Consider the following 23344-nt stretch of genomic DNA (forward strand, 5'->3'; position numbering starts at 1 on the left):
TAAGGGTATAAGTTTTGAAGGATTCATGCACAATTTTGTGTGTGGGTCTTTTTTTAGTGTCCTCGGAAAGTTAGGCGATAAATTTTAAAAGTACGTCGATAAAATTCAAAAGTTAGGCGATAAAATTCTAAAACGTCGCGATAACTTGTTTTTGATTTAAGGTTGATGTAAGCTTGCGACAATTTTGCTGTAAGTTTGGGGCCGTATACTGTAGACAGAAGGAAGAGGTGAGCGTATATGACGCCATTATTAAAAGTACAAAATGTAGGGAAAAGATATGGCAAGGGCGCGAATACATTTACGGCGCTATCGAATATAACATTTCAAGTAGAAAAAGGTGAGTTTGTTGGTGTAATGGGGCCTTCGGGTGCCGGAAAATCCACTTTGCTAAATGTGTTAGCGACAATTGATACACCAACGACAGGCGATATTGTCATAGGTGATGTAAATTTAGCACGCATGAAAGATACAGAGCTCGCAGATTTTCGTCGAGACAATCTAGGATTTATCTTCCAAGATTATAATTTGCTCGATTCTCTGACGGTGCGTGAAAATATAGTACTACCACTAGCAATTGCGAAGGTACCAACGAAGGAAATAAACGAAAGAGTCAATCGTATAGCTGAGTTGTTTGGTATTCGTGATTTGCTCGATAAATACCCGTACCAAATTTCCGGTGGACAAAAACAACGTACAGCATCATCTCGTGCATTAGTAACGGAACCAAAGCTTATCTTTGCAGACGAACCAACGGGGGCGTTGGATTCAAAATCAGCGACAGATTTATTAGAAAGTTTGAGTGATTTAAATCAATCGCAGGCCTCAACCATTATGATGGTTACGCATGATGCATTTGCGGCAAGTTTCTGCCAACGTATTTTATTCATCCAGGATGGGCAACTTTCTAAAGAAATTCATCGTGGTACACAAACAAGAAAGCAGTTTTTCCAAGAGATTTTACAGGTGCTTTCTAGCATCGGGGGTGGAGTAAATGACGTTATTTAGCTTAGCCCGCAAAAATATACAGCGTAATTTGTCAAATTACTTTTTATATATTGCCTCGATGGTATTTAGTATCGTGATTTACTTTACATTTGTGACATTAAAATATAATGATGATATTTCAGCGTTAAAAGGATCATCGCAGCAAATTAAAGGGTTGATGAGTGCATCATCAGTTGTACTATTATTCTTTATTGTAATTTTTATTGCATATTCGAATTCGTTTTTTATGAAGAAGCGGAAAAAAGAGGTGGCGCTCTATTCGTTACTAGGTGTGCGTAAACAAAAAATTGGCCTAATGCTCTTTTTTGAGAATTTAGTTATTGGGCTGGTATCACTAGTGCTAGGCATTGTCATTGGATTCTTTATGTCGAAGGTTCTACTTACAATCTTGGTACGCCTCATGGGTTACGAGGTCGTAGCGAATTTAACGTTTTCAGCTGAAGCAGTGCTTAATACTGCAGGGATTTTTGCACTGTTGTTCTTATTTACATCATTACAGGGATACCGAGTTATTTATCAGTTTAAGCTGATTGATTTATTCCATGCAGAGAAGCAGGGAGAGAAAATTCCACGTGCTTCATTCGTAGCGGCTATACTTGGGACGGCGCTCATTGCATTTGGCTATTATACAGCGGCTTCGGATATTTTCACGAGTCCAATTTGGCGTTTATTCACAGTACTTGGTACGCCGCTTATGGTTATTGGGGTAACAATTGCGGGAACATATTTACTGTTCCATAGTGTCAGCGTATTTGTCCTTACAGCACTGAAAAAGGCAACGTCTTGGTCATGGCAAGGCTTGAATTTAATTGGCGTATCGCAACTATTGTATCGTATTCGAGCAAATGCAAAATCGCTGTCGATCATTGCGATATTGAGTGCAACGACTATTACAGCAGGTGGTGGCGTTTTTGGAATGTATTACAATACAGAAGCATCAGTACGCCAAATGTTACCAAATACGTTCATGTGGAAAGGCGAGTCTGTAGAGTTTTCGCAAAAGAATGTGCTGTACAATGAATCACTTACTGCGAAAAGCTTACGTGTTGATAATGAATTTGCGTATTTTGAATATACATTATTGAAGGAATCTGATTACAATCGTTTAGCCCAATTGCAGGGAATAGACCGCAAGTTACAAATTGCAGATGGTTCGACAATTTTACTGGATGCTAGTTATGATGAACGTTTTTCACATGATTTTACAGGTGAAAAATTTAAATTGGCAAACGGAGATTCCTTCCATGTCGATGAAATGTATACAGATAGTGTGTTAAACTTTATTGCAGCTGGTACGGTTCTTGTGGTCAATGACAAGGAGTTTGCAGCAGCAAATGCAGACAATATTAAGTTGCAGGTAGTGGGCATGGACAATGACTTAAAGCAATTGGACGTGTCTAATGAAATCTACGAACAGCTTCCAACAGATCAACAAGAGGGATTTTCAAGCGTACCGCAAAGTTATAAAGACAGTTTAGCTACAGTTGGCTCACTGCTATTTGTAGGAAGCTTTTTAGGGCTCGTATTCCTAGCAGCTACTGGAAGCATCATTTACTTTAAAATTTTAACTGAAGCGGAAGAAGATCAGGCAAAATATGCAATTTTAAATAAAATTGGTGTCAACAGCAAGCAAATATTGAAAACTGTTGCAGGGCAGGTTGCCGTGATATTTGGAGCTCCACTCGTTGTGGGCATCGTGCATAGTTCATTTGCGCTGATAGCCTTTTCAAAGTTATTCAATATGGATATGACCAAGCCGGTTATTCTATGGATGGTCGCATATTCAGCAATCTATGGTTTATATTATATCTTTACAGTACGATCATTTTATAAAATTGTGAAACAGGAGGCCAAATAAAATGAAAAAGGTTTTCTTTGGTATTGGAGCATTGTTTATATTGTTCGTGGCAGGTCTAATAGTGCTTATGACAGTTGATTTTAACCGTTTAAATAAAGACACATATTATGTTCATATTACTTCTGATGGTGAATTAGAGGAGTATAAGGCGAGTAACGGAGAGATTTTCGAGTCGTATTGGTACGAGCTTCCAGCTTTTAATGACAAGGGCGACGAAACGACACTGAAGTTTTCTGCGCAGAAAAATTTACGTCATGATGCCTATTTGAAGCTTTACGTGAAAAAAGAAAACGAAGTAACGTCATATGATGAAGTAAAGTTTGAAGATATGCCTGCAAAGGTGCAAAAACTACTAAAATAAAAACTAGCAAGGAGGTGTCTCAGAATTAATTACTGAGACACCTCCTTTCAGACTGAAGACAAACTCTGTTTTTTGAGTTTGTCTTCAGTCTTTTTTCTTTTCAAATAGAAGTATCTATATGAAGCCGTTGATTTCTGCTACGGCAGACGCTTTTCGCGGGCATGGCTTCAGTGTCCTCGTCGCTACGCTTCTGCGGGGCCTTCAGCTCATGCTATTCCCGCAGAAGTCGCCGCCAGCGCTCCAATCAACTAGTGGACGTCTATCAGTGAAAATTATGAACGTCGCTTTCAAAACTCAGCTATATTTGAACAGATTTTCTATCGCATCTTAAAAGAAATTACGGATTAAGGATTATGAGTCCTGACCATGTCTTTATTGATTCGACACATGTGAAAGTGGGTGCAAACAAGCTTAAATTTGAAAAGAAAATCGTGCGCAAGGAAACGCGTGCATATGAGGCAAAACGTCAAGAAGAGCTGAATCAAGAGCGAGTGGACCCATGGAAAATTGAACGTGTATTTGCTACCTTGAATTTGAAGAAGCTAGCTAATTGGATAGTAGAAAATAGTTGATCGTAGCGTACTACTGTCGTTAATAGGGGCTATTATATTTCTGATAAAATTTCAAAAGGTATTCGGAATGTGATTATTCCGAATACCTTTTGTGTGAATGTAAAGTGCACCAGCAACATCCAAGCTCTGTGCATAAGTGTTAGTGAAAGCATTGGCACGTATGTTTTTACTGCGTTTTTGCATCTTGGACAGTTTCTTTTAATTGAATGTTAACCGTTGTCCCTTTTTGTTCTTCGGAAGTAATGGTCACGGATCCTCCATGAGCTTCTATAATATCACGCGCAATAGCAGTACCTAGCCCAGTACCATGTGTTTGTTCAGTATTTGTGCCACGATAGTAGCGTTCAAAAATATGGGCAAGATCTTCAGCGGAAATACCATGGCCATCGTCAGAAATTATAATTGAATTGTCTTCGACAAGGACATGTACAGTTACATCTGGCGGATTGTGGAGCAATGCATTGTGTAAAAAATTCACAATAGCCCGACGCATAAAGTGTATGTCAATACTGTGCTCGATTATGTCAGTGCTGGCATCAAAATCGATTTTGGCCAGCTCGTACTGCGGCATATTGAGTGTATCAATAATGATTTCACGTATAAACTGAACTATGTTAACCTCGGTCAAAGAGAGCGGTAACTGCTGATGTCTTAGTCGCATCGTTAAGTTTAAATCATCGAGTAAATCTTGCATATGCAATGACTGTTTTTCTATAATGCGTACGTATTCGATCTGCTCGTTGGGCGTTAATCTCCCATCATTTAATAGCTCGGCATAACCCCGAATGGAAGCAAGTGGTGTTTTCATATCGTGTGAGACATTACTAATCCATTCCTCCCGCATTATCTCCAACTGTTTGCGCTCCTGCTCATGTGCAGCCAGCTCACTCGACACCTCATTTAAATTTTCAAAAACAGGCTGATAGACACCCTTCGGCATTTTAATGGGCATATGCTTGTGATTTTTTAAATGTTGAATGCGTTCAATCATGGCATAGAGAGGCTTAGTTAAAGCGCGGCCGAATAGCCAGCCAACGAGAGTCGCCACAAGTAAATCAGCCAAGACGATAAGTAGCCCGTATTTTCCGATAAGTTGTAAAGTCGACTCTCCAGAAAAGTGAGCAACATACCTTGAAACGCCGCTACCTTTAATACCAATTAAATAGTTGATATCGCTTTTACTTTTACTTCCTACATAAACTGTTGTGTCAATATCGTATTCCTTATATTTGTAAACTTGAATTAAATCCACAGGTGCATAATGAGAAAGAGCATTTTCAGGGGCGAAATGTGAAGCAATGACTTGGCCATTTGGATCAAGCAATTGTATCCATGCATTTCGTTGATGCAACTGTTGTAGCCCTTCTTTGTCGATATTACCACTTTCATCAATATACTGTTGGAATGCACGGACAAAGGTTTCGTCTGTAGCTGCAGTTGTACTATCAAATTTACTTGCCTGCTGATAGATAATGAGGCCAATCAGAATGGCAGTATTAACAAAAATAACGATGATGACAATGGATATCACTGAAAATAGAAAGCGAGCTGTTAGTCGCCACTTCATGTTTGCGCCACTTTCGGAATAATAAACTTATAGCCGAGTCCTTTGACGGTTGTGATGAAAACAGGTTTCGATGCATCGCTTTCAATTTTCTCACGGAGTCTTCGAATGTGCACCATGACAGTGTTGTCAGAGCCAAAGAAATCCTCCCCCCATACACGCTCAAACAGTGTTTCCTTGCTTAAAATGCGATTTGGATTGTGCAGAAAGCAGGCCATTAAACCAATTTCTTTAGCGGTAAGTTCTAGTAAAGTACCGTCCTTATGTACTTCCGTCTCATCACCATTTAGCAGAAAGGGTCCAACCTGTAAGGCTTGCAATGTAGTAGTTGCCGGAGCATCCTGTGTCTGGTAGCCAGCTCTGCGTAGCTGTGCCTTTACACGGTAGGCTACCTCCTTTGGGCTAAAGGGCTTTGTAATATAATCATCGCCCCCAATGGCAAGGCCTAAAATTTTATCTATTTCCTCTGTTTTAGCAGACATGAAAAGCACAGGTACATGTGATATTTCTCGAATACGTCGACATAAATCGTACCCTTCACCGTCTGGTAGCATCACGTCGAGTAACACGATATTTGGGGAATTCTGTTGAAAACTCGTCCAGGCTTCGGTAATTGAGCCAGCTGTATGGATGTGCTTGAAGCCCTCTTTTTGGAGACTCATCTTTAGTAGATTTGCTAAATCTGCCTCATCATCCACGACTAAAATAATTGGTTCCTGCATGCTTTCATACGCCCTTTCGTTTTTATAATTGATGTTCATATCCTATAGAACATAAAGAATAGCGCATAGCTTGAATTTTTGGAAGTAGCTAGCACATTTATTTATTATGAGCTTTATTATAAATGAAACTTGTTAGGAAGACGAAATGTGGTGGCATGTACACGGGTACTAAAAATAAATGAGAGTTTTAGCCAGTGAGCTTCGATATAGTTAGTGAAAAAGGATTTGAACAAAAATAAAGGAGGCGAGGATATGAAGTGTAATGCTAAAAATTTTATTCGTCGTTTACAAAATCAAAAGGAAGATGCCCTTGAATACGTTATTGAACATTATTCAGGTTTTGTGCACGCTATTGCCTTTAAAGTGTTGGCTGACATTAGTAAAGATGCTGTCGAGGACTGTGTGAATGATGTGTTTTTAGCAGTTTGGCAAAATGCACAGCACTTTAAAGGGGAGCCGATCGATTTCAAAAAATGGATGGGAATGCTGACAAAATATAAAGCCATTGACGTATTTCGCAAGCTGGAAAAACAGCAAGCACGTGAGCATAATGACAAGGAACTTGCTCAAAAACCAGATTTAGGAGACGTGCAAGAGGAACTTGTGAAAAAAGAGCAAAGAAACGAATTACTGTTGGCAATTAGTCATTTAGAAAGTATCGATCGAGATATTTTTATGATGAAATACTATTTACACTTATCCACTATGGAGATTGCAGAGGCCTTGCATTTATCGAAGGCAGCTGTTGAAAATCGACTTTACCGTGGGAAGAAAAAGTTAGCGAAGACAGTTCAGCTTAAGGAGGCGTTAACATGACGACGAAAAACCATAAAGATTGGTTAGATCTAGACGTGGACTCAATTGAACCGATGGAATTATCTCCAACGCAGAAGGTGCAGCTAAAACAAATTATTTTAAACAATAACACGAAAAAGCGTACAGCGAAATGGTTGCGCAATTTAGCGGCAGCGGCAATTATAGGTGTGAGTGCTGTGACAACTATAAATTTTACTTTTCCAACACTTGCCACGCAAATTCCATTTATGAAAAATATCGTTAGCTACTTTGATAATAACCATACAATGTTTGAGAATTTTGAGAACTACGCGACGGAAATTGGACAAGTGCAAACGAGTAACGGCATATCAATGATGATTGAAAGTGCTGTGTATGATGGGACGTCAGTTACGATTTCCTATGCGCTTGAAACAGAGATTGATTTAGGGCCAAATCCACGTTTTAGCATGCATGGATTAGATATAAAAAATTCGAAAGGTATTGGCGCTCACGGCACTATTCAAAAGGTGAGTGATACGAATTATGTTGGACTCGAAAAAATAACACCACATTTTGATAAGGAAGTGCCGGATGAAATTGAAATACTGTGGAGGCCTCAAGTTTTTACTGATAGGAGTAAAAAAGGAGATGTAACAGAAGTGAAGGGGGACTGGGCTTTCCAATTTAAAGTGCCAAAACTTGTAGAGGACTTACAGCTAGTAAATGAAACCGTTACAAATCATGGTGTTACAGCTCGATTTACAGCACTTGCAAAAAATGATTTGTCGACAGTCATTCATTACGAGCATAATGTTGAGCCAGAGATAGTAAAGAAATGGCCGTATATTGATATTCAATTTGAAGAAATACGTGATAATCTAGGCAACATTTATATAGTCGATTCAAATGGTAGTCAAAGCTCTGATTATGGTATTTATACGAAGTCGAGTGGCACTGTACAAGCGATCGACCCTGCAGCAACATCCATTACAATTGTGCCGGAAATCTACTTCTCTTTAGGCTCAGGAAAAGGTTTGGAGGGAAAAAAAATGGACCCTGTGACAATCCATTTACAATAATCTAATTTTAGGTCATTTGTGTATAAACGTACACAAAGACCTTTATTTATATGAAACTTTCCAGGGAGCCCAAGCGTAGTAATAGTAATAACAATCCAGGAGGAATGACGATGTTCAAAAAAATAGCAGCAGAAGCACTAGGGCTTTCAGATATTGGGGTAGTCGTATCTCATGAAGATTTTGACAAAACAGATGCAGATGATTTTATTCTGCATGAAATTGACGAGAAAATCTATTTTTTAATTAAGACAAAAGCAGATGAATATTGCTTTACAAACCGTGCCCTCATCCATGTAGATGGTGAAAATGCGATGAGTAAAAAGCGCTTATTGCGTCGCTATGACTATTCAATGTTTAAAATTAGTGAGGTTTTACTCGAAACAGCAGGAACTATTGATCTCGATGTCGAAATTAAGTTTACAATCGGCAATAATACACTTTCAATTGACATTCATAAGCGTTTTATTGACGAAATTAAGGATTTGTATAAGGCGTTACATGCCATTAGTTACGAGCAAAAGCAAGATGCATACAAGTTTAGTGTAGCTGAGCAGAGCCTTACTATTGCCTCAGCATCAATGGGACGCATTGGTAATGATAATATATCACCAGCTTCGTCATTCAAAGAAATTACAAGCTTCGCAAGTAAATGGATGATAGACCATAAAGAAAAGTATGTTAAGGAAGACTTCTCACATATTTTTGATTTGTACATTAATAAATAATGATTATAGCTCTCTGCTCGTTTAAGTAGAGAGCTCTCTTTTACCCTTATTCAGGGAGTAAATGACTACATATAAAAATTTTTGGAATTGGAGAGTGGTTAATCATGATAACCGAATTGCAAGTACATGAGAAAATGAAACAATCGGAAAATGAGGATATGGTACAGCAAGTGCAAGCTGTCGAAACATTATTTGTCAATGAGTTCATCGACGGTATTTTAGATCCGCAACAAAAAATGCTTGGCCCAGTAAAGAATGGGGGTACAATCATTGCAAATACAACCCCAGGATGTTGGGGACCAATGCTGACCCCTACGATTCGTGGAGGACACGAAGTAACGAAGCCTGTTTTTGTAGAAGGTGCTGAGGTGGGCGATGCCATCGTGATTACAATTAAATCAATTCAGGTAACGTCTCTTGCAACGGCTTCGGGGCATGATGAGGCAATCATCGATCGTTTTATTGGCGATCCTTTCGTGTCAGTAAAATGTCCAGGTTGTGGTAAGCTCCACCCAAGTACTGTAGTAAGAGGTGTTGGTCCACAGGCAATTCGTTGTTCAACCTGTGATACAGAAACCGCACCATTTAAAATGACCAATGGTTATACAATGGCACTAGATCAAAAGGGCAATATCGGTGTGACAGTTGGTCGAGAAGGCGCTCGTCGTATTGCACTCGATGCTAAAAACTATATGCGGACACCTGAAAATTCTGTGCAAAATCCAGTGGTAGCTTTGGCGCCAAGTGATTTAGTAGGTGTTATGGCAAGAATGCGTCCGTTTTTAGGGCAGCTTGGAACAACACCTTCGAAGGCGATGCCGGACTCACATAATGCTGGCGATTTTGGGACGTTCTTAATTGGTGCGCCGCATGAATATGCATTTACACAGGCTGAACTAGATACACATCGAACAGATGGGCATATGGATATTAGCCGCGTACGCGAGGGAGCGACAATTATTTGTCCTGTAAAGGTACCTGGTGGCGGTGTGTATATTGGTGATATGCATGCGATGCAGGGTGATGGAGAAATTGCTGGGCATACAACAGATGTAGCAGGCATTGTTCAGCTTCAGGTGAATGTTTTGAAGAAAGTGACATTAGAAGGTCCAATTATCTTACCGAACGAAGAAGATTTGCCATACACAGCGAAGCCTTTTACAAAAGAAGAAAAGCGACGAGCCCGTGAACTAGCAGAGGAATTCGGTGTCAAACAGGTGGAGGAAGCTTTCCCTGTAGCAGTTGTAGGATCAGGAACAACATTAAATGAGGCAACAGATAATGCAATTAGCCGGGCTGCACGGTTATTCGAGATGAGCGAGCCGGAGGTCATGAATCGTGCGACGATTACAGGATCTATTGAAATCGGTCGTCATCCTGGCGTAGTAACGGCAACCTTCCAAGTGCCGAAAACGGTGCTGAAGAAAGCGCGAATTTTTAAACCAGTGAAAAAACAATATGATTAATACAAAGCCTGCCTTTAGTGGTAGGCTTTTTTCTTTGAAAGTAGAAGTGTAGAATCTATATGAACCCGTTGCTTTGCGCTACGGCGGACGCTTTTCGCAGACTCCTCATCGCTCCGCTCCTGCGAGGTCTTCAGCTCATGCTATTCCCGCAGAAGTCGCCGCCTGCGCTCCAATCAACTAGTGTGCGTCTATCGGTAAAAATTATGAATGTTACTTTCAAGACTCAGCTATATTTGAACAGATTTCTATCTCATCTTAAAAGAAATTGCGGATCAAAGATTATGGAGCTCTGACCAAGTCTTTATTGATTTGACACATATGAAAGTGCATGCGAACAAGCGTAAATTTGAAAAGAAAATCGTCCGTATGAGGCAAAACGCCAAGAAGAGCGGAATCAAGATCGAGTAGACGAAGGAAAGAAACCTTTTTTCACCAGAGCAGTTTGAAAAAGAAGAAATGCAAGAAATCAAGGTGAGTACGATAGACCGAGAGTCGCTACTATGTAATTGCGTTGGACAGCCTTAAGAGGGATTAAAATTGTCCATGCATGCGATGCTTACTTTTGCTGCTATGAATTTGAAGAGGCTAGCTAATTGGACATGGCAAAGTCCAAAAATGGAAGAAAACTGTTGCTTGTAGCGTACTACTGTCGTTAATAGGGGCTATTTGTAACTAATATTGCAAAAGGTATTCGGCATGTAATCATTGCGAACACCTTTTGCATGTTGAACATGGATAAAAAATATAAGCACTGTAAGATATCTCTCGGGTAATTGATAGAGTTGCTCGTATAGTTTAATTTTGTCTAAAATATGACAAATGGAAATTGAATTCTATTTATTAGCTGATATAATAGGAAATGCTCAGAAAAGATTAAAAAAAGACTATGTTCGACAGAATTATTGTAAATAAAGGATGGCGGGTAATGGCAGATTTCGTACGTTTGCAGGAAAAAGAAGAAAAAGATCATCGAATAAAAACATACATATCCAAAATGAATGGAGGGGGGCATGCTCCCTCAAGAACAAATTTTGCTGATGCTGCAACAGGCGCGTTTGGTGGACTAATATGTATTTTTGTATTGCTTTGTTTAACAAACTACACAGGAGCACCATGGTTAATGGCGTCGCTTGGAGGCAGCTGTGTTCTTGTATTTGTTGTATGGAATGCTCCTCTATCGCAACCACGAAATATTATTGGAGGTCATTTTATATCGGCGGTTATTGGGTTGTCTATGTATTCTTTGTTAGGCTCAGGTATTATCTCCATTAGCTTGGGGGTGGGGTTAACAATCTTTTGTATGGCATTTTCAGGGGTAATACATCCCCCAGCTGGAGCAAACCCGATTATAATTATTTTAGGAGGCTACGGCTGGAGCTATTTAGTCATGCCTGTACTAATCGGCGCCCTAATTATTGTGATTTTTGGATTGCTGATAAATAATTTACGAGACACTCGAAAATATCCAATGTTTTGGTGAAATTTTTAAGAGGGAAGTGCGGTTTTGGTGTAGTAAAAAATTTTGCGCCTGCCACTTCGTTTTCGGTGCAGAAAAAAGTGTCTCAGCTGAGACACTTTTTTTGTAACTATTTTTTATGCTGTACGTCTACTGCTAGGAGAATGTGTTGTTCTCGTTTTCAATTGGGGATGTATAACTTTTTTGAAGTTATACATGTACATAGGCGATGAGCTATTTGTGACGATGCGATTGGGCTACCAACTTATGAGCGACTGTCCAATGGGCTCATTTGCCTTTTTTTCAATGGGGCCAAGAATGTAACAAGCCATCTAAGGGTGCATACGCATGCTTTTAGATGGTTTTTTTATGTTATTTTATTGATTTTGAACAAATGCTTGTGCACTTTTGTTTGGCATATCAAATATTTTTTAGCATATGTTGGATAGGATTTGTTATATTGGAGAAAGAGTGTTCAAGATTTATAGGAACGTATTTTTACATGACAGGGGAAGATCTTTGTTGGGAGAATTTGATGGGGGGCTCCGGTTGTATGCTGTTGGATTGTGATGAGCAGTTATTCATAACATATAGTGAAAGTGGCGAAAAGGGTGCAGAAAAATTACTTTCAAAATGGGCAGAAATCAACACACAAACGGATCCAAAAATACTAGGCACTACACTGTCGCCAAACTTATTTTTGGTTAATGAGGAAGCGGCAATGAATATTGCTTTTTCGACAGCCCGAAAATACTGGGGACGAGTATCTGCAGATCTGCAACTTTTTTTTGAAAAGCATGGCTTTGATGAAAAATTTGTACATGATCGACTCAATACTTTTTTTTATACGCAAAAAGGGAAAGAAACATTTTTTGAGCAACTTTTCGCACAGCATACAATGGACTTAGAGCGGTTAATCTGGCTTATTTTCGGAAAGCGTTGGCAGGTAACGTTGCCTGTAGATGACTTACAAACAATATTTTTATATAAATTTAAAGATGAATATTTTGTGCATATGATATATAAAGAAGAAGCTTTATTTTGGCACTGGCTTTTTACAAAAAAAGTTTATTCACTGCTTATCCACAGACCATTAGAACAATTCACATTTATCCACGAAATGATGCGCCATTTCGAACATTCGGCGCAAATAACTTATGCACATGTGAATAACTTTGTGCATAATTACAGAAAAAATCTGGATAAGTGCATAACTTATGTGGATAAACATAATGCAAGTTGTTTGGCAAAAAAACAACTGCGTCTTTATCAAATTGTGACTCACTATCGTTTGTCGTCAGGGGATTATCAAAGTGTGAAGGCATTGATTACTTCTTTTGAAGGAGATTGGCGCTATTCAATGTATGCATTAACGGAAAAAGAGAAAGTACTGATTGCGTACATTTTATTGCATATGGGGCATGAGGAGCAGAATTATGAGATGGTTATTCATTATGGAGAGTACTTATTAGAGGATGAACGACTGAATAATTACGCAATAGAAATTATGCTAGAATATAAGGATTTACTGCCTAATCGAAAGCCAACACCACCGGCTATTATAAAAAATTATGCACTAAATTATCTAGAAAATTTGTACGCTGTATTACTTGATAATTATGTGAAAATGGCACGTTATCAAGAAGGGCTAACGCTTATTAAAGAAAATGTGTTGGCATCCAATAAAAAAATACATGCAGCTTTAGTGCAACAAAACTTTAGTAATGAGCAATTTATCGCAATTGAGGCATCAGTTCAGCAAGATATTGCCCTACAAGTTAACAATTCGTTGCAACATATTGGTCTATCTGTCGAAGAATGGCGTCAAAATTACCGTAAGCCAGATGCACCTTATTATTTGGTAGCTCAGAGCGCATCTTTACACATGTTGAATATTTTGAAGGTTTTATTTGTGACTGAACAGTATGAGCTATTTGAAAAATTGATGGAAGTATATAAAAAATATTTACTCAATGATGATCATTTTGGGAAGTTACGAATGTTTATCAGTGCTTATGTATAATGTTACAAAAAAGAGTGCCTAATGCGTCATATAAAGACGTCATTAGACACTCTCTTTTTATTCTAAAACACCGTTTTCTTGTAGAGCAGCAATTTTCTCAGCACTGTAGCCTAGTGCTAACAGAAGTTCTTCATTATGTTCGCCAAGTTTAGCACCAACATGTTTATACACAGGCTTGTAACCATCAAATTTAAAAGCAGAAGCAATTTGTTTTTGTGTCGTGCCGTCTTTCTTTGGAATATCAACAATCATATCACGAGCTTGTAGCTGTGGATGCTTACATGCCTCTGGAAAGGTTAACACGGGTTCTACACAACCTTCGAAATTTTCGTTAAAAACTTCAAGCCATTCTTCATAGGTTTTTGATAAAAATGCATCGTGCACTGCCTCTTTAAAACGTATTTGTGTATAGTACGAATCATTAAAAGTGTTATCAATCAACTCAGGAATATCAAGTGCCTCGCAAAGTAGTTTACGGAATTGCGGCTCTAGGCTTCCTACTGAGAAAAAGCGACCATCCTTTGTTTTGTAGAAATCGTAATAGCTGCCGCCGTTTAAAATTTCTTGCTCAGGCTGTGGCACACGATCTCCACCTATATAAGCCGAACCATACATAGCATTAAGTGAAAAAACAGCATCAGTCATACTAATGTCGACATACTGCCCTTCTCCTGTTTTTTCACGGTGTAAGGCAGCTGCAAGTACCCCGATTGCTGCGTGCATCGTACCACCTGCAATATCTGCCAGCTGAACGCCCATTGAGACAGGCTTTTTGTCTTTATGACGAGAGTAATCGAGAACGCCTGCAAGTGATAGATAGTTGTTATCATGTCCTGGCCGATTGCTATATGGGCCAGTCTGACCATAGCCTGTAATAGCACAATAAATTAGCTTAGGATTCACTTCTTTTAACGCCTCATAGCCGATGCCAAGACGTTCCATCACCCCAGGGCGGAATCCTTCAATAATTACGTCGTACTCTTGTACAAGAGACTTTACGATTTCTACAGCCTCTGGTGATTTTAAATTCAAAGTAAGCGACTTTTTGGAACGGTTCAAATGTTGGTGAATATACGCCTCATGGTCTTCATCGTATGGAGGCATAATACGTGTTAAATCTACGCGCTTAGAAGATTCAACGTGAATGACCTCAGCGCCAAGGTCAGCAAATATCATTGTTGCCATTGGTCCTGGTAGTAATGCAGAAAAATCGAGAATTTTTAACCCCTTTAAAATACCCAAATCTCCCAACCCCTTTTTGTGTAGGCTACAAAAGTCCAAACATTTTGTAGCGCTTTTCTCATTATCCCCATATTGTGAAAAGCGTGTTTTACTACATTCTGTATTAATACAGAATATTATAAATTTATCAGTATTATAACAGAAATATAATTAGATTGACTATGTTAAATTTCATTATAAAATAATTTGTCAGAAAATTATATGTCAGCATAACAATAAAAGTAAAAAAATTTAGAATATAGATTTTCTGGCAAAATTCAGACAATAAATAGCCGTTATTTGAATATTCAGTCTCGAAATAGAGTTTGTCTTATTAAATATGAACCCGTTAATTTCCGCTACGGCGGGCGCATTTCGCAGGCACGGCTTCAGTCTCCTCGTCGCTACGCTTCTGCGGGGCCTTCAGCTCATGCTAATCCCGCAGAAGTCGCCGCCTGCGCTCCAATCAACTAGTGGACGTCTATAAATGATTGAGGTGATGGATAGGGTGAAGAAATATAAATAATGAACGACATCAATTAGAAGTGCTGACAGTTGACCAAATGGTGCCGGAAGATCATTTAGTACGCAAATTGTAATTTATATGAACCCGTTGATTTCCGCTACGGCGGGCGCTTTTCGCTGGCACGGCTTCAGTCTCCTCGTCGCTACGCTTCTGCGGGGTCTTCAGCTCATGCTAATCCCGCAGAAGTCGCCGCCTGCGCTCCATATCAACTAGTGGACGTCTATAAATGATTGAGGTGATGGATAAACATAAATAATGAACGACAACAATAGGCTTATGAAAAATCGATAATAGTACCTTTACTCGGAATAGAAATTAATGGTGTAATACGGAGCTCCATTATCCTTAAAAGAAACCCCAACAAAAACGTGTGTAAATTCTTTTCTTAAAATATTTCTCCGATGTCCTGCTGAATTCATCAACGCTTCATGGGCAAAGATGCTATTAAACTGACCGTAAGCAATATTCTCTCCATACCAATAGAAGTTTACCCCACCAGCCACTAGGCGATCATTGGAATGATTTCCTAGGTGATCCTCATGACTAAAGAAATTATGTGTAATCATATTACTACTATGCTGACGAGCAATATGATTATAATTTTTTTCATAGATAAGGGGCTGTAATCCTTCTGTTACACGATTGTGGTTAATGAGTGTAAACATCAATTCTTCCAGTCCTGTGCGCAGTGCTTCTGAAGGGGAATTATAATAACCAGGCTTGGACATTTCAGTTGTAGTGGATACCCACGTAACGGAACGAACAATACCGTTTTTATGCAAATCATAGAAAAACGTGACATAGTTTTGATTAATTAGATAAGTCCCATGGGTAAGGTTGCCTGCTTGATCATTATAATTAAGCAAATAACTCGTGTTATGTCGGTGAATTGCTGTGAGAGGCAAGCCGTATTTCTTTTCTACAGCGGTGCGATTAGCACCAATCTGAATCCCAAAAATGTTATACCCAATGCGTGTTTCATAGCCACCAACCTTTTTATCATGTTGTGTGCCAACAAGATAAAATTGAGCGTCATCATCATAAAAACGATTCCACACCATATCATATTCACTTTGGTAGCACGCAAGCGGTAGAGGCTTAAAAGGCGGAATTTTGTTTCCTGCCAATTTTGTAGACGACGCTTTCTTTTGAATCAGAGAAGCGTTCCCCAAAAAAGCCATGCTGAAGCTGAAAAGCAATGGAGCAGTTCTACGTAACATTTAAATCAAACCCTCTTGTGTAAAATTACAAATCATATCAAAAAAGTATCGAAAATAGAGTAGCTTTATAGATATAAAATTACTACATTTCTACCTGTTATACGATATAAAGATTTTGGTATTTCTCCTACTATATGACTTTGGTTATAGAGTTATCTGAGAAAAAACACGATTTTGACATATTCCCTTCTGAAAAAAACAAGGTAGTATGCTTAATTGGGAATATTTTGTGCTTTAATAGATGAATAGAGAAAATATTTGGTTTTTATCGTGAAGAGATAGTCGCGATGAAAAGAAATACTATAAATAGGGGTAAAGAATAGAAATGAAATCAAGACAAATAAAATTGAAGCATTTGATTATGGGTGTGGCGATGGCTGCATTCTTCTTCACTAGTATAGGTAGCATTTGGAGCGGCTATCGAATGAATGTCGATTCCATAAAGGAAAATTCTCTAGAAACGAACCGTGTATATGCGCAAAAGTTAGCGACAACTGCTAGTTCTTATTTAGAAGAGTCATTTCAGATTTTAGGATATAGTGCCGGAACCATCGTGTCTAAAATGAATGACGAAACTGCGTTAAATGAAGTAACCGAACGACTGAAAATGCAAAATAATATGTTCAATTCGGTGCTTGTAACCAATGCAGACGGTCTTGTGTTATCAGTTTCTCCTCCCTCTGTAGAAGTGAAGGGGGAAGTGTTAACCTCTGTAGGGGCTAAAGAAGCATTATCTAAGAAGATTCCCCTTGTGTCCAAGCCTTATGAGGGACTAACAGGACGACTCATCATTTTTATTTCGTATCCGATTTTTTCAGAGACGGATGAATACTTAGGGATGGTAGCTGGGACAATTTTTTTGAAGGAGCAAAACGTCTTTTATTCCCTCCTTGGGGAGCATTTTTATCATGATGGTTCATATGTGTATGTAGTGGATGCGGATGGTCGTGTTATTTATCATCAGGACCCTAGTCGCATTAATGATATCGCGATAGAAAATAAAGTTGTTCAGGCGGTTGTTGCTGGAAAGAGCGGGTCACGGTTAATTGTAAATACAAAAGGCGTTAAGATGCTTGCAGGCTATAGTACAGTTCCGTTAGCAGGGTGGGGTGTCGTCTCACAGCGACCATTAAATGTTGCATTAGAACCGTCATTCGATCGTGTACAGGATGTAGGAATAAAAGCGTTACCTCTTATGTTGGTATCTATTATTATTGTACTTTGGGCAGCCGCACGTATTGCACATCCATTGCAGCAATTAGCGACCTTAACAGAGGAGAGCTTGGATAAGAAAAATGTAGAAGGGTTAAAATCCGTTCGCAGTTGGTATTTTGAAGCCTATTATTTGAAAAGTGCGCTTGTCCGAAGCTTGTCGTTTTTACAGGGACAAGTGTCGTATTTTAAGGATCAATCCACGACTGATCCTTTAACAGGTGTCACGAATCGCCGGACAATGGATACCGTGTTAGCAAAATGGCGGGAAGAAAAATTACCACATGCAATTATTTTGTTGGACTTGGATTATTTTAAGAGTGTCAATGATACGTATGGCCATGCTGTGGGGGATAAGGTACTCCAATATTTAGCCAACAATATGAAGGCCGTAGCACGAGAGGGAGATATTTGCTGTCGCTACGGTGGTGAAGAATTTATTATGCTATTGCCAAATACAACATCTGAAGAAGCGGTACAAGTTGCTGAGCAACTACGTGAAACTTTAGCTAATTCCATTAGTCCATGTGGTCGTCCAGTGACGTTATCAGCAGGGATTGCCGTGTATCCACAAATGGCCAATACAACAGAAAGGCTTATCGAGGCTGCAGATAGTGCACTGTATCTCGCAAAACAAACTGGACGAAATCGAGTCTTAGTAGTACACCAAGAAAAAATATAAAATAATGAAGATAAACAGGCTTACATCTGTAATTATTGGGGTACATGATTAATGCGACGGACATTTGGGCAAGCTATTTTTAGTCATTCGCCATATGACTCAAAAACTTCGCTCAAATAATACGTAAACTCGGGACACATCTCTCGATCGACTTGGCAAGACGTAAGGTTATCCCCCTTTCCCTTATGACAACACAAGGACGACTAGATGTATGCCTATATATCGTAAAGGCCAAGAGAGCACCGATGCTTCTTGGCTTTTTATAATACATAAAAGTAATTTCAAGACAGCTCTTTCCGGTTTAATATAGGTTAAATTATATTTTTTACTTCAGATTGAATAAATTGAAATATGGGAAATGATAAGTGGTTGGTTAGTAGGCGGTTTGGATTGCTGTGACGTACAGTGTCCAAACTGTTTTTTTTGTTGGCTATAATCGACAGCTTTATTCCTCGAGTGCAGTGTGGGAGAAAACCTACTTACACTAAGGATAATATCAATGCTTTTCCTCTCATTATTTTAGAATTATCTATGAAGGTACGCTATCAACCTGTCGATATAAAGGGTATGATGAAAATAATATTGCACGCATCAATCTTTAATCGAAAGGAAGAGTGAGATGGATAAAACAAAAATCCAAAAAGTAAATAAGGCGCTTATTGCGACAGTTTTTGCTACAAGTGGAATTGCGGTTGTGATACCCCCACCGCAAAAGGTAGCAGCTGCTACTTCACCCTTTATAGATATTAATCAGTATTCTAGCCATTATGAAAATATTTTAAAATTATACTCTCAGGGCGCCATTAGTGGGTTTGCAGACAAAACTTTTCGTCCAAACCAAAATGTAACGCGAGGCCAAGCTGCTAAAATGCTGGCGACGGTTTTAAAATTAGATGTAAGAAACGTCGAAGACCCTTACTTTAAAGATGTTCCAAAAAGTAACGAATACTATAAGTATGTTGCTGCTCTTCAAAATGCAGGAATTATGTCTGGCTATTCAAACGGAACATTCATGCCAAATGAAGTTATAACGCGTGGGCAATTAGCGAAAATTTTAGTGCTGGGCTTTAAATTTGAAGTGGCTTCTAATTACAATCACAGTTTCCAAGATGTGAATAGTCAAACGAGTAACGCAGCCTATATTCAAACTTTAGTAGATTTACAGGTTACTGAAGGGACAACGCCTGTCACATTCTCTCCATTTAATGCGGTAACTCGAGGACAAATTGCGTCTTTCATTGTTCGTTCTCAAGACAAAAAGAGTAATGCAACATCGTACAAAGTTACAGGTGTTGAAGACGACATTATCTACATAAATGCTGAACCATACACAGTGCCAGAAAGTCTTTCTCATATTTTTAACGAGTATAATGCAGACGTGCTAAAGGGTGCCCTTATTGAGGGGGACCTCTCAGGTAAAACGCTGTACTCTGTATCCAAGTTAACGTTAAATGCGAGCGGAACCAGTTCCAGATTCTTAGAGCTAGATGGAGAAAACGGATCCTTTGGTGCGACAATCGTTGTTAATGGCAACTATATTGAATTTTCTAATGTAACATTGACTGGTACAATGCTTGTTAACGAAACAGTACGCCCACCTTTACATTTAGATGTTTCAAGCTATAAGCCATTATCCATTGGTCGTGTGGCAAGCAATAATGTCTCATTTATCAACTGGTCTAACCCTGAAAAACCAGAAGAGGATAATTCGACAAATAGTAATCCATCAACAGATCTTCAAAATTGGACAGATCAGAACCCTGATAAAGACAAGCCATTTGTCAACTGGTCAAAAGATAAAGTGACGATGAAAAATGTTGAAAAGCACATCGAATTTTACAATAGCTCGGTGTCACGCCTTGTCGTGTCTCAAAGTGGTACGAAAATCGAAACGAATACGAAATTACCACGTGTAGATATTATCGGGAATGTTCGTGAATTTGAAATTCAAGGAAATATTGGCACGCTCAACCTCGATACAGAAACAAAGCTGACAATATACGGTAATGGTAATATCGACTGGATCAATTACAATAGCTTTACGGATTTAGAGCTGTACATAGATGGTCGAGTAGGTACGTTATACGTTGATAATGCCTATGGTTGGGTTGATATTGGCGACTATACGTATATTGACAAAGTTATTATTCCGAAGGGCGAATCACCGAATAATATATTTGATGACTTCCTAGAAGACAAAGATAACGTAGGGAGTATTACAGACCCAGACGGCAAACCGATTGATAAGGACGATATAGACAATCAAAAACCGTCAGATAAAACGAAACCAATTATTAGCATCTCAGGTGTCAAGGTACTGAACGGCAGTGAAATTCAAGCAGACTTCCACTCCAACGAAGTCGGTACGTACTACTATATTGTCCGTGAAAAAGACGCTGAAACACCAACGAAACGAGAAATGGTGAACCGACATTCTGTTGAGAATGTGGCGAGTGGAACAGGTGCAGCAGTGAATGGCACGAATAGCATTAAAGTATCTAATTTAGGCGAGAAAAAAGAATATGTCATCTACGTGATGGTAGTCGACGGTGCGAAAAATGCTTCCGACATTGTATCGCAAGCATTCCAAATGAAGGATGCATCACCACCGAAAGTGAGTAGCTTAACCGTGTTACCTCTTCATGGTGGTAAACGGGCTGAAATGAAATTCGTCGCAAGTGAGCCTGGAGACTACTATTACTATGTACGTAAGAAAACAACCGCAGCAGATCCGACAACCGCAGATATCATTGCCAACCCATCAGGAAAAGGTAAGGCAGTTGCAGGTGAACTAGCAATTACAGAAATTCTAACAGGCTTAGAGGCTGAAACAGATTATCAACTTTATGTAGTAATGAAGGACAATTCTGGTAATAACTCGGTAGATCCGATTCCAAAAGAGGCTATAAAAGAATTCAAGACAGGTGCTTTAGATAACATTCCACCATATGTCGTAGGTGGAGAATTATATTTACTTGATGACATTAAAAATGAATTTTATGTAACAGTAAATGAAGAACTAGATCCTGTTTCTGCTGAAAATGTGGAGAACTATGAGCTTTCAGGAACAGGTATTATTAATGCAGGTTTACAAAAACCAATTCGTCCTGAAAAAGTAATTTATAATAAATCTCAAAAGAGATTAACTTTCACAATCCCCTCACTAACAGGCTTTGTGAATGGGGATAACTTAGTAGTAACAATTTCGCCAAATGTTAAAGATTTAGCAGACAATGAATTTGAAAACATTAATAATGTACTGCCAACAAATGTTCCAAGAAATACAGCTGAATATATTCATAAAGATGGCGAGTGGCCATATTTAACAATTATCGGTGAACCTGCCATTAATGCGGAAAAAGATCAAACAATTGTAGAGTTTAATGCTACAAAAGCAGGTACATATCATTATTTAATTATGGAGTCAGGCTTAGAGCTAACACGTGATGATCGCCTGCGTCTAATTGAAGCTGTTCAAACAAATGCAACAACATTTAAAGTAGCTACTGCAGATGTGGCTATTGTTGGTAGTGGGGGCAATCAACCAGCGCAATTAGGAAAACAAAAGAAACCAATCCCATTACCAAATACAACACCCCCTTTAGATCCATTTAAGAGCTATTCAATTTATATGGTGTTACGCGATCGTTCAGGGAACGTATCTGACATTCAAACAAAACATGTTATTGATGACCGAACATCACCGAAAATAGAAAATACTTCTATAAAAATAGCGGAGGATGACACGAAAGCTACTTTTAAATTCCTTTCAGATGAAGAGGGAACGTATCACTATATCTTAAGAAAATCTGACGATACAACAATACCCGTTCCTACAAATGCTGAAGAAGTAATCGCTAGTGGAAAGGCTAGCACTATGCGAAAAGATACAAATGAAATTAACTTTTCTCTATCACAACACCAAAATTACGAGCTTTATGTTGCTGTAAAAGACCGATATAATAACGCAACAATGCTGCAGGTGGGTACAGAATCGAAAGTTTACACATTTGATGAAAAACAAACCAAACCAATAAGTCTAACCCCTAGTGGTGATGGCAAAGGTATTATGAAATATACGTTCTTCTCGGATGGGACACCACCAAAAGTAGAAGACCCAATTTATAAACGCATCGATGGTAAAACATTTGAAGTAACATTCTCAGAGGCTATTAATTTAACAAGTACAGATTTCAAATTAGTTGAGAATGGGAAAACTACAGCTATTTCACCATCATATACATCGTGGGAGTGGGAAGATACTGCAGCTAAAAAAGATTGGGAACCACGGAAGATGATTATCAAATTTGCCGATGAAATAACTCAAAGCTTCGACTTAACCGTAAATGCAACGGTTAAAGATAAGGGAGGCTGGACATTCAGCAAGACTACAGCAGAGTACAAATATCCAACGAAAGTAAATACAATTACTTCGGCAACATTATTACCAGATGCTCAGTTCCCAAGTAATGTAAATATTTCGAAGGAAGTTCAAGTCGTAGCAAACTTAAATGCTGATATTACATGGGATCAACATTATTACTATGCTGTACTTTCAGATGGATATGAATTAACATTAAATGATGTTCAAGAAGTAATAACAAGAGCAGATAGTAATAATTTCACATATATTCCTGGTGGAGCAATTGTTTCTTATGGTAAAGGAATAATAAAAGCACCTAATGATGCAAGTTCTGCTAAAACGTTCCCTGCTATTCAAACAGGAAGTGATCCAAATTCAACAAATATTTTCCAAAAAGACCAACGTATATACTTATTTACAAAAGATAAGTATGGCAACATTGTTTATGCTAAAGAGTCAACAGCTCCAACAGCTCCAAACTACGTATTGATTAAACCAAGAACTCAATAAGT

At 38.7% G+C, this 23344-nt stretch carries 15 protein-coding genes and 1 pseudogene; 12 read left to right on the top strand and 4 right to left on the bottom strand.

Annotated features, from left to right (window positions below; genetic code table 11):
- Positions 1–237 precede the first annotated feature (237 nt).
- The 4 genes and pseudogenes from H131_RS03115 to H131_RS25180 all read left to right on the top strand — a co-directional run.
- Complete coding sequence (locus H131_RS03115; protein WP_010857594.1) at positions 238–1005, top strand: ABC transporter ATP-binding protein; 768 nt, start codon at positions 238–240, stop codon at positions 1003–1005.
- Positions 992–2863 carry an ABC transporter permease gene (locus H131_RS03120; RefSeq protein WP_010857595.1) on the top strand — a complete coding sequence of 624 codons (1872 nt, stop codon included), beginning with the start codon at positions 992–994 and terminating at the stop codon, positions 2861–2863. The genes H131_RS03115 and H131_RS03120 overlap by 14 nt, the downstream gene beginning before the upstream one ends.
- A gap of 1 nt (position 2864) precedes the next feature.
- The gene (locus H131_RS03125) at positions 2865–3224 is read left to right on the top strand and encodes a YxeA family protein (RefSeq protein WP_010857596.1); all 360 of its coding nucleotides are present in this window, start codon (positions 2865–2867) and stop codon (positions 3222–3224) included.
- A 252-nt stretch (positions 3225–3476) separates the two neighbouring features.
- Positions 3477–3730: pseudogene (locus H131_RS25180) on the top strand (IS5/IS1182 family transposase); the annotation flags it as partial.
- Between the two features lie 232 nt (positions 3731–3962).
- Here the strand turns inward: H131_RS25180 and H131_RS03135 are convergent.
- Positions 3963–5363 (bottom strand): sensor histidine kinase, encoded by a 1401-nt coding sequence (locus tag H131_RS03135; RefSeq protein WP_010857598.1) that lies wholly within the window; start codon positions 5361–5363, stop codon positions 3963–3965.
- Positions 5360–6082: a response regulator transcription factor gene (locus H131_RS03140; protein ID WP_010857599.1), complete on the bottom strand. Its 723-nt coding sequence runs from the start codon at positions 6080–6082 to the stop codon at positions 5360–5362. The genes H131_RS03135 and H131_RS03140 overlap by 4 nt, the downstream gene beginning before the upstream one ends.
- Positions 6083–6334: 252 nt before the next feature.
- On the opposite strand from H131_RS03140, the gene H131_RS03145 reads away from it, so the two are divergent.
- The 6 genes from H131_RS03145 to H131_RS03170 all read left to right on the top strand — a co-directional run bounded on the left by H131_RS03145 (position 6335) and on the right by H131_RS03170 (position 13608).
- Positions 6335–6898 (top strand): sigma-70 family RNA polymerase sigma factor, encoded by a 564-nt coding sequence (locus H131_RS03145; protein WP_010857600.1) that lies wholly within the window; start codon positions 6335–6337, stop codon positions 6896–6898.
- Complete coding sequence (locus H131_RS03150) at positions 6895–7938, top strand: DUF4179 domain-containing protein (protein ID WP_010857601.1); 1044 nt, start codon at positions 6895–6897, stop codon at positions 7936–7938. Before H131_RS03145 ends, H131_RS03150 begins: the two co-directional genes overlap by 4 nt.
- 110 nt (positions 7939–8048) lie before the next feature.
- Entirely contained in the window at positions 8049–8663 is a 615-nt protein-coding gene (locus H131_RS03155) for a PH domain-containing protein (RefSeq protein WP_010857602.1), read from the top strand.
- A gap of 104 nt (positions 8664–8767) precedes the next feature.
- A complete protein-coding gene (locus H131_RS03160; RefSeq protein ID WP_010857603.1) occupies positions 8768–10129 on the top strand; it encodes an acetamidase/formamidase family protein in 1362 nt (453 codons plus the stop codon).
- Positions 10130–11054: 925 nt separating this feature from the next.
- Complete coding sequence (locus H131_RS03165; RefSeq protein ID WP_010857604.1) at positions 11055–11609, top strand: HPP family protein; 555 nt, start codon at positions 11055–11057, stop codon at positions 11607–11609.
- 529 nt (positions 11610–12138) lie between these two features.
- Positions 12139–13608 carry a hypothetical protein gene (locus H131_RS03170; RefSeq protein WP_010857605.1) on the top strand — a complete coding sequence of 490 codons (1470 nt, stop codon included), beginning with the start codon at positions 12139–12141 and terminating at the stop codon, positions 13606–13608.
- 57 nt (positions 13609–13665) lie between these two features.
- On the opposite strand, the gene H131_RS03175 is transcribed toward H131_RS03170, so the two are convergent.
- Both H131_RS03175 and H131_RS03180 read right to left on the bottom strand, forming a co-directional pair.
- Positions 13666–14850: a CaiB/BaiF CoA transferase family protein gene (locus H131_RS03175; protein WP_010857606.1), complete on the bottom strand. Its 1185-nt coding sequence runs from the start codon at positions 14848–14850 to the stop codon at positions 13666–13668.
- 804 nt (positions 14851–15654) lie between these two features.
- Positions 15655–16575, bottom strand: coding sequence for a CAP domain-containing protein (locus H131_RS03180; RefSeq protein WP_010857607.1), 921 nt, complete (start codon positions 16573–16575; stop codon positions 15655–15657).
- A gap of 325 nt (positions 16576–16900) precedes the next feature.
- Here H131_RS03180 and H131_RS03185 point away from each other — a divergent pair, with 325 nt between their 5' ends.
- Entirely contained in the window at positions 16901–18469 is a 1569-nt protein-coding gene (locus tag H131_RS03185) for a sensor domain-containing diguanylate cyclase (RefSeq protein WP_010857608.1), read from the top strand.
- Between the two features lie 619 nt (positions 18470–19088).
- A complete protein-coding gene (locus tag H131_RS03195; RefSeq protein ID WP_010857610.1) occupies positions 19089–23342 on the top strand; it encodes an S-layer homology domain-containing protein in 4254 nt (1417 codons plus the stop codon).
- Positions 23343–23344 lie beyond the last annotated feature (2 nt).

It is taken from the genome of Lysinibacillus sphaericus OT4b.31, from assembly GCF_000392615.1.
GTDB classification, from domain to species: domain Bacteria; phylum Bacillota; class Bacilli; order Bacillales_A; family Planococcaceae; genus Lysinibacillus; species Lysinibacillus sphaericus_B.